This window comes from Lysinibacillus sp. GW823-FHT06C08 (assembly GCF_058795135.1).
Window position 1 is genome coordinate 227,642 of record NZ_JBXAHN010000002.1, and the last position, 12,140, is coordinate 239,781.

At 34.0% G+C, this 12,140-nt stretch carries 13 protein-coding genes and 1 pseudogene; 8 read left to right on the plus strand and 6 right to left on the minus strand.

Going from position 1 to position 12,140, the window contains the following annotated elements; translation table 11 throughout:
- Positions 1–49: 49 nt before the first annotated feature.
- Positions 50–475, minus strand: coding sequence for a hypothetical protein (locus tag AC1Q6O_RS08800; RefSeq protein WP_258955253.1), 426 nt, complete (start codon positions 473–475; stop codon positions 50–52).
- Between the two features lie 249 nt (positions 476–724).
- Here AC1Q6O_RS08800 and AC1Q6O_RS08805 point away from each other — a divergent pair, with 249 nt between their 5' ends.
- Positions 725–940: a DUF3955 domain-containing protein gene (locus AC1Q6O_RS08805; protein ID WP_008174967.1), complete on the plus strand. Its 216-nt coding sequence runs from the start codon at positions 725–727 to the stop codon at positions 938–940.
- A 77-nt stretch (positions 941–1,017) separates the two neighbouring features.
- Here the strand turns inward: AC1Q6O_RS08805 and AC1Q6O_RS08810 are convergent, their stop codons facing one another.
- The gene (locus AC1Q6O_RS08810; protein ID WP_008174966.1) at positions 1,018–1,368 is read right to left on the minus strand and encodes a winged helix-turn-helix transcriptional regulator; all 351 of its coding nucleotides are present in this window, start codon (positions 1,366–1,368) and stop codon (positions 1,018–1,020) included.
- Positions 1,369–1,479: 111 nt separating this feature from the next.
- On the opposite strand from AC1Q6O_RS08810, the gene AC1Q6O_RS08815 reads away from it, so the two are divergent.
- A complete protein-coding gene (locus AC1Q6O_RS08815; RefSeq protein ID WP_089984621.1) occupies positions 1,480–2,535 on the plus strand; it encodes a zinc-binding alcohol dehydrogenase family protein in 1,056 nt (351 codons plus the stop codon).
- 298 nt (positions 2,536–2,833) lie between these two features.
- Here AC1Q6O_RS08815 and AC1Q6O_RS08820 read toward each other — a convergent pair.
- Positions 2,834–3,156 (minus strand): annotated as a pseudogene (locus tag AC1Q6O_RS08820) (manganese catalase family protein).
- 29 nt (positions 3,157–3,185) lie between these two features.
- Positions 3,186–3,695, minus strand: a complete 510-nt coding sequence (locus tag AC1Q6O_RS08825; protein ID WP_492401056.1) for a DUF3231 family protein — start codon at positions 3,693–3,695, stop codon at positions 3,186–3,188.
- A 497-nt stretch (positions 3,696–4,192) separates the two neighbouring features.
- Between AC1Q6O_RS08825 and AC1Q6O_RS08830 the strand changes: the two genes are divergently transcribed.
- The gene (locus tag AC1Q6O_RS08830) at positions 4,193–4,702 is read left to right on the plus strand and encodes a MepB family protein (protein ID WP_008174957.1); all 510 of its coding nucleotides are present in this window, start codon (positions 4,193–4,195) and stop codon (positions 4,700–4,702) included.
- 297 nt (positions 4,703–4,999) lie between these two features.
- Positions 5,000–5,389 carry a hypothetical protein gene (locus AC1Q6O_RS08835; RefSeq protein WP_008174955.1) on the plus strand — a complete coding sequence of 130 codons (390 nt, stop codon included), beginning with the start codon at positions 5,000–5,002 and terminating at the stop codon, positions 5,387–5,389.
- A gap of 286 nt (positions 5,390–5,675) precedes the next feature.
- Here AC1Q6O_RS08835 and AC1Q6O_RS08840 read toward each other — a convergent pair whose 3' ends face one another.
- Entirely contained in the window at positions 5,676–5,969 is a 294-nt protein-coding gene (locus AC1Q6O_RS08840; RefSeq protein WP_043989851.1) for a hypothetical protein, read from the minus strand.
- A 397-nt stretch (positions 5,970–6,366) separates the two neighbouring features.
- On the opposite strand from AC1Q6O_RS08840, the gene AC1Q6O_RS08845 reads away from it, so the two are divergent.
- From AC1Q6O_RS08845 to AC1Q6O_RS08855, 3 genes are all read left to right on the plus strand, one after another.
- Positions 6,367–7,053, plus strand: coding sequence for a DUF421 domain-containing protein (locus tag AC1Q6O_RS08845; RefSeq protein WP_089984616.1), 687 nt, complete (start codon positions 6,367–6,369; stop codon positions 7,051–7,053).
- Between the two features lie 178 nt (positions 7,054–7,231).
- Positions 7,232–8,029 (plus strand): MerR family transcriptional regulator, encoded by a 798-nt coding sequence (locus tag AC1Q6O_RS08850; RefSeq protein WP_342551010.1) that lies wholly within the window; start codon positions 7,232–7,234, stop codon positions 8,027–8,029.
- Between the two features lie 22 nt (positions 8,030–8,051).
- Positions 8,052–8,696, plus strand: coding sequence for a DUF1295 domain-containing protein (locus AC1Q6O_RS08855; protein ID WP_171364792.1), 645 nt, complete (start codon positions 8,052–8,054; stop codon positions 8,694–8,696).
- 492 nt (positions 8,697–9,188) lie between these two features.
- On the opposite strand, the gene AC1Q6O_RS08860 is transcribed toward AC1Q6O_RS08855, so the two are convergent.
- Positions 9,189–9,455, minus strand: coding sequence for a gamma-type small acid-soluble spore protein (locus AC1Q6O_RS08860; RefSeq protein ID WP_008174944.1), 267 nt, complete (start codon positions 9,453–9,455; stop codon positions 9,189–9,191).
- 374 nt (positions 9,456–9,829) lie between these two features.
- On the opposite strand from AC1Q6O_RS08860, the gene AC1Q6O_RS08865 reads away from it, so the two are divergent.
- Complete coding sequence (locus AC1Q6O_RS08865; protein ID WP_090001638.1) at positions 9,830–11,911, plus strand: serine hydrolase domain-containing protein; 2,082 nt, start codon at positions 9,830–9,832, stop codon at positions 11,909–11,911.
- Positions 11,912–12,140 lie beyond the last annotated feature (229 nt).

The following is a 12,140-nucleotide window of genomic DNA, read 5'->3' on the forward strand; positions in this document are numbered from 1 at the left end:
GATAGAAATAAAAAAGCAGTCAACAAAACTCGTTGACTGTTTAAAAACTTTAGCTGCTTAAAATAGTAGGTTTATCAAATGAAACAATATCAATTATATGGTCTAAACACACAATCTGATAATGGAATAGCTCCTTGTAGGAATATATATCGAGAGCTATAGTCCCTTTACTTATGAAATCTAAATAAGTTGATTTTGTAAAAAGACGTACTGAGTTACCCAAGAAATTATCTTCTTGATTTACAAAATGAAAAGATTCGTCAAAAACAGAGTAGGCTACATATGTATCGAATTCTAAATGTATGACCGGCAATGTCTTATCAATTTCAATAGGATGGACATCATTAAATGTATTTTCATCAAAACTTACATCCTCGCCTTTTGAACTAATGGAAGCTCTATTAATAGAAATTCTTAAAGAGTTTGTCCCTGGCTCTACTATATTATCTAAAAACAAATAACCTTTCCATTGCATTAAATCTTCATAGTACAAAAAAATCACCCTTCCAAATTAACAATGAGGTTATGGTCATTTTATAGGTAGAATATTAAAATGTCAATTTAAAATAAGTTGAATAGAAATAAAAATTTATTGTTTATCAATAAAAAAAGATTGATTTAGAATATATTTCGGGTTTATAATTGTTACAGCAAGTTGTAGGAAGAAGCAGTGGAAGAATCAAAACTTTTTACATTAAAATATTTAGAATGGAGGAAAAAAGTTATGAAAAAATATATTTTTGCATCAACACCAATTATATTAGGAGTACTTAGTTTTTTAATCTTTATGATGAAAGGGAGTAATGTAGCACCTGATGGTACATTAGAAGAACCATTCTTTCTTATTCCAATAGGATTTTTATTGTTATTTATTGGATTTATATGTGTAGTAGGGGTAGCATTAATTTCGGTTATTAAAAAAACACAATACGTTAAATAATAATATATAAAACAACCAGGTCTGATGTGACCTGGTTGTTTTATATATTTACATATTTATTTTACTCAAAGAAAATATTATTTTTTCAAATTATACTGCTCTCCCCAATCTCTCATAAGTTTTATTATTGGTTCAAGTGTACGACCGAATTCAGTTAGCGAATATTCTACTTTGGGTGGTACTTCTTTAAAGATTTCTCTATGGATTATACCATCCTTCTCTAATTCACGGAGTTGTAACGTTAACATTCTTTGAGTAATATCGGGCATCAAACGTCTAAATTCATTGAAACGCTTCGTTCCTGACATAAGGTGATATAAAATAACACCTTTCCATTTACCACCAATTACCGCAAGTGTTGCTTCAACAGGACATCCATAGGCATCAGGACAAGCTGAATAAGGGTTGATTTGATTACTATCTGTCATTAAAATACCTCCAGATTAATTAGTATAAAAATTGATACTATACAACAAAAATGTGCGTACTTACATTAAATATATCATCGTATTATTATAGCTGACATAAGGAAATAAAAAATGAAGGAAAAAGGAGCAATTTTAATTATGGAAAAAATGAAAGCTGTAGGTTTACATCAATACTTACCTGTTGATCAACCAGAGAGTTTATTAGATTTACAAATTGCAAAGCCAAGTGTTAAAGATAGAGATTTATTAATTAAAGTAAAGGCAGTTTCAGTGAATCCAGTAGATTATAAAGTAAGAACTCCGAAAGAAAAGTTTGAGGACACTCCTAAAATTTTAGGGTGGGATGTGGCAGGCATTGTTGTAGAGTCTGGTCCATTATGTACATTGTTTAAACCAGGTGATGAGGTATATTATGCAGGCGATATAACACGTCAAGGTTGTAATAGTGAATTTCATCTTGTCGATGAGAGGATTGTAGGTCATAAGCCAAAGTCATTAAATTTTGCAGAATCTGCCGCATTACCATTGACTTCAATTACTGCGTATGAGGCCATATTTGATAGAATGAAAGTTAGTAGTTTATCAAATGAAAATAAAAATAAAACAATTTTAATTATTGGTGCAGCTGGTGGGGTAGGTTCTATTGCAATCCAACTAGCTAAATGGGCTGGGCTAACGGTTATAGGTACAGCTTCTAGACAAGAGTCACGTGTTTGGGCTACTGACCTAGGTGCAGACTATATCATAAATCACTATGAGGAATTTATTCCGCAGCTTAAAATAATAGGTTTTGAAGCAGTTGATTATATTCTATGTTTGAATTCGACACAAGAATATTGGGCCAATATGGCCGAGGCTATCGCTCCACAAGGAACAATTTGTTCTATTGTAGAAACAGATGAGCCAATTAATTTGACATTACTTAAAAATAAAAGCGTAACATTTGTGTGGGAGTTTATGTTTACACGATCTATGTATCAGACTGAAGATATGAATGAACAACATAAATTATTAAATAGAATAGCTATTTTAGTTGATAGTAATATTTTAAAAACCACAATATCTGAAATTCTATATCCAATTAATGCAGATAATTTAAGAAAAGCTCACGCTATTCTTGAGAATGGAAAAACTATTGGGAAAATTGTGCTTGAGGGTTTTAAATAAGACATTGTGACTGCCTTTGTTTTTCACCTCCATTGGCAGTATTTTATTCGTGTGATAAATAGAGTGAAGGGCAGAGTAGGCTAACAATCGACTAAATTTGATCGTCATTATTGATGTTTTATTTAAAAGGATTGGTTGCAAGGTTAAAATTAATTTATAAAAGGGCTAAGATTTTTCGCATTTTAAACATTAGATAATGTTCATGTTTGGAATCTAAAACATGCCTTTGATTCAAAGTAATGTTCGGAGATGAGAAAAAGCTGCAACGTCCTCGCACGTTACAGCTTAGATATAGATGTTAATTATTCATATCTTTAAGGCCTATGCTGTGTTCATTTGGCATCTCTGGCATAACTGGTACTGGGAATCCTTCAGGTGGAGGAGTCACATTTAGATCTCCACCATTTCTACTTGGAGTTTGTCCTTGGAATATTTCACCGATACGAGTTGGATCTAATGCGTTTCTTTGCCTCTAAAATTAGAGCTTTGGAAAAAGTATTGCATCATGGTTCTCATTTCCCCATAATGACCACCTAGTATTTCTTGCATGACACGTGCTGCTTGTGGATCTGGTATGTCAGGTTTAATAATGTTAATTAATTCTTCTTTGTAATCATACATTTTAATTCCTCGATTCGGGGAAATTGGCTTTATTTTTCAGGGTAATCTACATGCAATGGTGGTGGTACAAGCCAACCTTTATTTTTGTTGAGACGCAGTAGTTTAGCACCGATAAGAGCTTTTGCAGTATGGAATTGGCCATACATTAAAGCAATATCCTCTCGAGTGGAAGTGCCCATTGCCTGACTACATGCAACTAATCCAGCAGCTAGGTCTACTGACAGTGCAGCACTAATTTCTGGATCATTAAATTTAGCACCAGGAGGGATATCTTCCATTCTTGCTACAGGTCGTTCAGGTGAAGCAGGTGGTAAAGCAACACCATTCGTTTTTAGAATTTTTTCTAATTGTTTTACTTCATTCCTACATGTTTCGATGATATCTTCAATAATTTTTTTAAGATCTTCATCCCCAGCGTGATTATAAAACGTTTGATAGCCCGAAATCATACCATAGTCTGCAATTAAACTTAACCAGACACTAAATACTTCACCATAATGCAATGGTTCATCTTTTGGATTTCCACCAAGAATACCCATAATAACACTTCCTTTTCTTGTTTTTCGCCATTAAAAGCAAGGTTAGTATGGATGAAATAATAATTACCATTCAATTTTTAATAAAATATTTAAGGGTTTGAGGTAATAAAATGAACTAAAAAGGACCAACTTCTATACAGAAAGTGATCAAGTAATTAAGTAAATGTTAGGAGCAACAATACCTAGATTTATATTATGTATCCAAAGCTGACTATGATAGGCGGTTACTTTATCAAAAAAGTCACAGCAAGTGAAATCTCTGCAGTTCCTTTAACGGATTTAAGTATGACTTCCTCAGCCGTTATCTTGATAGAAATAGACATAACTCTTATGCGTTGGTAATGTAGAGAAAGATATAAGTAGTGATATGGTTTACTTACTTGAAACTAATTGTGCAGTGAATCAAAATGAAGAGACTAATATAAAGCTTTGCAATAGCGGTAACAAGTAGGCAGGTGATAAATTGGTATTCGTAGTATTAGATAAGGAGTAAAACTATGAATGAATTTAATGAAATATTAACATATGTAAATGAATTACTTTATGAACCTAATCAATTAATTATAAAAAACATCCGAGAGGAAACTCAAAATTCTGAGTACGGGGCTGGGATATTTCAGTTGAATTCTAAATCTGTTAGATTTAGAGTCGCAAAAATAACACCTACCAAGGTAGGCCAATTTGTTTCCTTTTGGGAAAAGGATGAAGCTAATAAAAACCAAGCATTCTCATATGATAATGCCACTGATTTACTAGTAATAAACACTTTTAATAATAGTGGTGATTTTGGCCAATTTGTTTTTCCAAAAGAAGTTCTTTTAAAACAAAAGATCCTTAAAAACGTTAATTCAAAGGGAAAAATGGCTATTAGAGTTTATCCTAGTTGGGATACTCCTACTAGCAAACAAGCAATAGCAACTAAAAAATGGCAATCACCATATTTTGTTAAAATAGACGCTAGTACTAGTTTTCCAAACCATGAGCTATTAAAATTATACTCCTTCTAAAATTAGATATCTTTAACTGTGTCATTCAAATATTTACTATACATTTCGAGTTCATATATAGCTTATTCAACAATCGGGTGCGTTTATTTAGGAACGCGTTTTTTTAGTGCCAAATTGTGGAGGAACGCAGTCTAAAGTCATTAAATGCAGCATTAAACTATTCGTATAGATTACTTCTATTACCTATAAGAACGAGCTTTTTTAAAAACTCACTTTACAAAGTATATTAAAAGTGTAAAATTACACTTAATACAACTTATGTATATTTACAATAAAACATAAGATAAATGGAGTGGGATGATGAAGAAGACGATTGTTTTAGGTATATTTGTTGTTAGTTTATCGGTAAATTTTTATATGTTCGGGAAATGGCTTTTTTTGGATCTATGGTACGAGCCAACTGAGGAAGAACAAATTTTTTTAAATCAAATGGCTCAGTTAACAGTTGAGAGCGAGGATTACCAACATATAGCGAAATATTCGAACGTCATTGCCCTTGCACCTTATATAAACAAAAGTACAGGTGGACATTTTCCATTCAATATGGAGATTGAGGTTAAAACCACTAAAAAAACATTTATTTTTACATGTGAGGATGCTACTTGTTCGAAGATGCACATGGGAGGGGAATACCTCACTACTTATACAGATGAAGATTTACTACTGCCCTTTAAAATATCAAATTAAAGTAAAGTCTAAAGTCTCGAATGCTTTTAAAGTATTCGAGGCTACTTGTGTTTATCATTTTCCGACAGAAGAATCCTCCTTCCCAGTCTTCAACAAACGGGCGAGGTTGTTGAACAACATTGATAGAAAATGAACCAAACTCTCTAATTAAATTCTTAATAAACATCAATCTTTGAATTCGAAGTTATGATATCATCCACGAGTGTTTCTAATGGCGATAAAGATGCTAAAGCCTGTTATTAATTGGTAATGGGCTTTTTAAATGTACAGTCCAATAAGCGTAAAATCACATTTTATTGCTATTAAATTTTTTAATGACAGTTGCTAAAATGGCGAGCATCAAAACGATGACACTATTGATCAATAAAAAGTACCCTATTTGCATGCCATAAAACAACGCAAAAGGATCGCGAATAACCATTATCGCTAAAGTCCCACCAATTGCACCAAAGAAGACTGCTAGTAGTAATAGTATGAACGCGGAAACATAAAGATTATTCTTTTTTCTGTACGCTATAAACGCAATCATATTCGCAATAATGATAAACAAGACCATAAGTATTATGAAAAACCTATCCATATGACGCCCTCCTTCATAAACAAACACACCATTAATACGATTGTTGAACTATTCTGCACCGATGGTTGAAAGATAAGCCTTCTTTTAACTTCGGAAGCAGGATTTTCCATTTTACATCTATTTACTTAAATACGCTTACAATGAGTATAAGTTCCATTATAAAACAATTCACCTATCTAAAAAGGATGGACATGGCTAATGACGACGCAGTGTTACAAAGGCGTATCAAGATTTTTATCTACAGCAGAAAATGACGTGGTACTACGCTATGTTAATATTGCTCTTCAAGCACAAGTAGAAAATTATTAAAGCCCAGGCACTGCATTAATTTTGAGCCTGGGCTATTTGTGTATTTTCTTAAAAAGTTGACCATTCTATTATGGATAGGAGTGAAACAATGAACGATATAGGCTACTTACAAATAGCTATTGAAACAATTATAACTTTTTTTGTCCTTCTGGCTCTTACACGTCTTTTAGGAAAAAAACAATTAAGTCATTTAACTTTTTTTAATTATGTAACAGGAATAACAATAGGGTCCATGGCTGCAAATATGGTTATTCTTAGTACAAAAGATTACACAAAGGATTTACTTAGCCTAGTAATTTGGTGTTTACTTACTATAATTATTAGTTATATAAGTCTTAAGTCAGGGAAAATTAGAGTAATCCTTGATGGTCAACCTACAATTATTATAAAACATGGAAAGATAGACAGAAAAGCATTAAAAAGAACAGGTGTGAATATCGATGACCTAACGATGCTGATTAGGCAAAATCAAATCTTTTCAATAACAGAAATTGATTTCGCCATACTAGAACCCGATGGTAGACTTAGTATTCTCAAAAAGCCTGAATATCAAGGGACACAAAAAAGTGACTTAAACATATATCCTTCGCCACCCACTTATTTACCGATTGAAATAATTACGGATGGAAAATTATTACCTAAAAATTTATTAGAAGTTGGTAAAAGTAGAGATTGGTTAAAAAATGAATTAAGCAGGGCCCATATAAAAGAGATAGAAGAAGTATTTTATGCTGAGATTCAATCTGATGGAAGCTTATTTATACAAAAATTCTAAACAAAAGTAACCAGTCACTCAATGGAGTACCTGGTTATTTTTTTGAAGCTCACGCAGCAGCCAGTAAAAAAACAATCGAAGGCTAGCTACGAAAGTAATAAAATATAGCTATTTTTATTGACCTTCCCCTTACAGGAAACATTATATTTAAAGTAATTGATTAAAGGAGGTGATGATTATGCTTTCAATTGGTGAGTTCTCGAAAATATCACATCTTACGTTGAAGACACTTCGATACTATGATGAAATTGAGCTTTTAAAGCCTGCTTCCATAGACAGTCAAAATAACTATCGCTACTATCATCTTTCCCAATTAAAAACGGCTCTATTGATTACGCGATTAAAAAACTATTTATTTTCGCTTGAAGAAATCAAAGATATTTTAGCAAATTTGGAAGATACGGACTTTTTAAACGCTAAAATGCAAACCAAGCAAGAAAAATTAACAAAACATATAACTGATTATTGTTCGCTATTAAAGAAATTAGAGCTTGATATTCAACGCTTAAATAAAGCGGAACATATCATGGGTTACTTAGATAAAATAGAGATTAAACTTATGAATCACTTGACCTTTCATATATTATCTCAACGAAAACAAATGAATACCGCTGATTTTCTATTACACTTTAATGAATTATTGAGTAGAGCTTTGTTTGCAAATTTAGCACCTATTGCGAAACCACTTGCCATTTTTCATAGCGCAGAATATGTACCAGAAAAATATGATGTAGAAATAGCAATTCCCTTGGCAGAGGCCACACATGAAACAAAAGTGTTTAACCCCGGTCTTTGCGCAATGGCAACGCTTACTGGCTCTTATGATGAATTACCGTCTATTCATACAAAGCTACATATGTGGATTAAAGATAATCACTATAATCTGAATGGTGCGCCGTTTGAAGTTTATCAAACGAATCCATATAGTACATCGGAGGAAAATAATATTGTAGAAGTATATTTTCCTATCCAATAAGAAGTTGAAGGAGTGTAATACAATGTATGGCATTAACCAGCCAACGATAAAAGAAAAAATCTTGATTGTAGTTGCTGAAATAATCTATCTGGTCATTGCATATTATTTACTTTTCATTACTTATGACAAATCAGGCATTGCACTAGGGCTTTTTATTGCTTTGATTATTACAGCTTTACGATTAACGGCTATGATGTTTATTTGGTTGACTAGAGGCATAGCATGGCAAGAAGCTATTATGAACAGTATGGCTTTTGGGATCTATTATTTAGGCTTCCCAATCTTAATGATTACTAGTAATCAAGATCCAAATGTAGTTGTCCTTATTTTAGGTTGGGTATTATTTGTAGGAGGAAGTATGCTAAACACCGTTTCAGAGTTGTTAAGAAAGCCTTTTAAAGACAATCCTGATAATCAAGGAATGCTATATACTGGAGGATTATTTAAATATGCAATTCATATTAATTATCTAGGGGATTGCCTCTGGGTATTAGGTTTAGCGCTCATCTCTAACAATATTTATAGTTTACTTATACCACTTGGTCTAATTTTAGTATTTGTATTTGGATATATTCCTAAATCCGACGATTATTTACAGAGCAAGTATGGAGAACAATTTACAGTATATAAATTGAAAACAAAAAAGTTAATTCCGTTTATCTGGTAAATCCAAAACAAGCGTTTCAAACAGAGCAAGATCACCCTTTAACTTGGGACATTTGCCTATTTTTATTCTATAAAAAATAATTACTAATACGTACCATTAACGGGTTTTGCTTGTTGCTTCGCATATTTGGATTAGCTAGTTCTTCGTCTTACAAAGATAAAAAAGCTGCGGCTTTTAATAAACGCCACAGCTAATAAAAAGTGCGTGCGAGGCACCAATATCAATGTATGCAATGGAATGTTACTTATTACTTTTAATCATTTTAGCTAGGATGAGATGTTTTAAAAGAAAGGAATTAAGAAGAAATGAACTTGTCATAATAAAAAACAAAAGCCACTTTAAATCTCTTCAGCTTCTTTAGTAGAGAAAAACAATATGGAGTTCATTTTATACTTCAAAAAGCTTACTGAACAATAACTTTGAGGGAGAACTTTATAAAAAAGAATATAAATACAACCGGCAAAGGCTGCCGGTTGTGGATGATGAGTAAATTTACTTTGTATTGTTTTCGTTTGAAAATCGACCTGACGCAAATTTTTTGTTAGTTTCAGCTTGTTGAATTTGCTGTCTGATTTCATTAACATCCGTCTCATTTCCGAATTCTTGGCTCATCGAATTCGTTGAACCAGAAGCTTGCATTTTCTTAGCTTCAGCTTGTTGGATTTGTTGTTTAATTTGATTTACATCAGTTTCATTTCCAAATTCCTGGCTCATGGCATTTGGAGTTTTTGAGTTAAAGTTTTGATTGTTGTTCGCCATTATAAATCACCTCCTGTAATTAGTGTGTACAGAAGGTGTATTTATATCCGTTTTTTTCTAAAGCTTATACGTTTAAAGGTTTCGACTTAATCAGCAGCTTGGCTTGAAGAGGCAGAAACAAATTAATAATTTAAATAGCAGCAGTAACAAATATTGTAGCTAGCCTAATAGAAATGACCAGCAAAGCCAATTTAGTCATGCTGGTCATTTTAAGTTACGTCGTTAATTATAGGTCTTAAGCCTGAAAGGGGATAAGTCTATCATTGTATTTACGAACATAGTATACTACGATATTCTATTTATAGAAAATATTTCTTTTTTCTAAGAAATATTTTCTTAAAATCTATTACTTCACTAAGGAGGAAATTTTTTTCATGAAAAATAAATTATCCGGGGTGTTAGCTGCTACTTTAGCGTTAACGATAAGCCTACCAACAGGGGCTATGGCAGTTTCTGACAATCAGACTACGGTTGTAGTGAGCCAAGAAGTTGCTAACCATAAACTGAAAAAAATTGCAGCAGAGAAGGCAAATCTACTCACGCAGTCCTATGAGACGACTAGTGTGCAGTATGCGCTAATTGATAATGGTAAAGTTATTTTGTCGGGTCAAGCAGGCAAGAACGATATGGAAGGAAAACAGCCGCTGACTAAAAATACCCTTTACGGGATTGGTTCAGTTAGTAAAATCTATACAACGGCGGCTGTGATGAAATTGGTCGACGAAGGAAAAGTTGATTTAGATGTTCCAGTCGTTCATTATGTTCCTGATTTTCAGATGAAAGACGAGCGTTACAAACGCATTACGCCACGTATGCTGCTGAACCACTCCTCCGGCTTGCAAGGTACTGGGTACGGTAATAGCTTTTTATTTGATGATAATGATACGTATGCCCATGATAATTTGTTGCGACAATTGTCCAACCAGAGCTTAAAAGCGGACCCTGGTGCATTCTCGGTATACTGCAACGACGGCTTTACGTTGGCTGAGATTATGGTGGAAAAAGTAAGTGGAATGAGCTTTACCGAATTTATACATCAGCAGTTTACGGAACCCTTAAAGCTCAATCATACGAAAACACCGCAGAACACAGGGAAAAATGACAAGTTTGCTGGACTTTATTTTCCAACATACGAAGGGCAGCTTCCTGCTGAATCGGTGAATGTGATTGGAACGGGAGGAATCTCATCCACAGCAGAAGATATGGTGCGTTTTTCACAAATATTTATGGGACATGAAAAAGGAATTCTCTCTGATAAGGCAGTCAAGGCAATGGAGCAAGAGGAATATAAAAAAGGAATGTGGCCAGGAGATGGAGATAATATTATCAACTATGGTCTTGGCTGGGATAGTGTGAAACTATATCCATTCAGTGAATACGGGATAAAGGGCTTGGCTAAAGGTGGAGATACAGGACTACAACATGCTTCATTGGTCGTACTTCCTGAGCAGAAGATGGCAGTGGCTGTGTTGTCATCTGGCGGTAGTAGCTCTACAAATCAACTGATGGCGACAGAAATACTGCTCGCTGCGCTTAAAGAAAAAGGCGTAATAAAGGATATCAAGCCGAACAAATCCTTTGGCAAGCCGGTCAAGGCCAAGATGCCTGAAGATATAGCAAAGAAAGCGGGTTTTTACGGCAATAGTTTCAGTCATTTCAACATAGAAATTACGAAGAATGGAGAACTACTCTTACCCGGTAATTCAGAAGAAAAATATGTCTATACTGCAGATGGAAGCTTCATTCATGAGACAGGCACTTCCAAGCTCTACTTCATTAAAGAAAAGAATGACCGAACATATTTAGTGGAGAGCTCATTTATTTCGTTACCGGGTTTAGGGCAAGTAGCGGTTACTCAATATTTAGCCGAGAAACTAGAAGACAATATGCTATCGAAGGAAACGACTGTCGCATGGGCACAAAGGGAAGGGGTTAAGTATTATCTCGTAAACGAAAAATATAGTTCTGCGCTATATCTCTTACCAATGATGCTGACAACACAAATTAATCGTAATGAAGATCTAGATGGCTATTGGAATGGCAGAAAAATTACAGGTCCAAACACGGCTGCGCATCAGCTTCAGATCCCTGTATCGGCAGGTCGTGATACGTCGGAAGCTCGTTTCTATACAGAAGGTGGTAATGAATATATGGAGATGGGCGGATTGTTATACGTAAGTGGGTCCAACGTAAAATCACTTGATGCAGATCAAACATCCAAAGTGAAGTTACAAGCAAGTGGGCATGCAAAATGGTTTACGATCCCGCAAGCGGCAGCAGGGAAAACGATGACAGTGTCATTACCAGCAAAAAGTTCGTTCGCAGTGTATGATGAGGAAGGACTATACGTCAATTTTACTGTTGTGAGCGGCAATAACAAAGTAAAGCTGCCGAAGAACGGAACGGTTGTATTTGCGGGTGCACCGAACTCGGAGTTTACAATCACGTTGAACTAGTTCTAATACAATCTGATGGGTATTCTGAATATACATGTAAACCACTGCCCACATGATAACATTCTTATTTTATGCCATGAAATAGATAGAAGATAAGAATTAATACACACAAAATCACTCATTTGAAAAATAATGAGTGATTTTCATTTTATTCTTATATTAATAGTGAAAAGATACAACTACTGAACTTCATTTTCTAATATTCCATAGAAGCATCCTACACATTGCA

Bases quoted from the DNA above. Each gene is read 5' to 3' on its own strand.
- AC1Q6O_RS08815 (WP_089984621.1), top strand. From the start codon at position 1,480: ATGAAGGAAAAAGGAGCAATTTTAATTATGGAAAAAATGAAAGCTGTA.
- AC1Q6O_RS08855 (WP_171364792.1), top strand. From the start codon at position 8,052: ATGTATGGCATTAACCAGCCAACGATAAAAGAAAAAATCTTGATTGTA.
- AC1Q6O_RS08850 (WP_342551010.1), top strand. From the start codon at position 7,232: ATGCTTTCAATTGGTGAGTTCTCGAAAATATCACATCTTACGTTGAAG.
- AC1Q6O_RS08810 (WP_008174966.1), bottom strand. From the start codon at position 1,368: ATGACAGATAGTAATCAAATCAACCCTTATTCAGCTTGTCCTGATGCC.
- AC1Q6O_RS08835 (WP_008174955.1), top strand. From the start codon at position 5,000: ATGATGAAGAAGACGATTGTTTTAGGTATATTTGTTGTTAGTTTATCG.
- AC1Q6O_RS08840 (WP_043989851.1), bottom strand. From the start codon at position 5,969: ATGGATAGGTTTTTCATAATACTTATGGTCTTGTTTATCATTATTGCG.
- AC1Q6O_RS08800 (WP_258955253.1), bottom strand. From the start codon at position 475: ATGCAATGGAAAGGTTATTTGTTTTTAGATAATATAGTAGAGCCAGGG.
- AC1Q6O_RS08865 (WP_090001638.1), top strand. From the start codon at position 9,830: ATGAAAAATAAATTATCCGGGGTGTTAGCTGCTACTTTAGCGTTAACG.
- AC1Q6O_RS08825 (WP_492401056.1), bottom strand. From the start codon at position 3,695: ATGGGTATTCTTGGTGGAAATCCAAAAGATGAACCATTGCATTATGGT.
- AC1Q6O_RS08845 (WP_089984616.1), top strand. From the start codon at position 6,367: ATGAACGATATAGGCTACTTACAAATAGCTATTGAAACAATTATAACT.
- AC1Q6O_RS08830 (WP_008174957.1), top strand. From the start codon at position 4,193: ATGAATGAATTTAATGAAATATTAACATATGTAAATGAATTACTTTAT.
- AC1Q6O_RS08860 (WP_008174944.1), bottom strand. From the start codon at position 9,455: ATGGCGAACAACAATCAAAACTTTAACTCAAAAACTCCAAATGCCATG.
- AC1Q6O_RS08805 (WP_008174967.1), top strand. From the start codon at position 725: ATGAAAAAATATATTTTTGCATCAACACCAATTATATTAGGAGTACTT.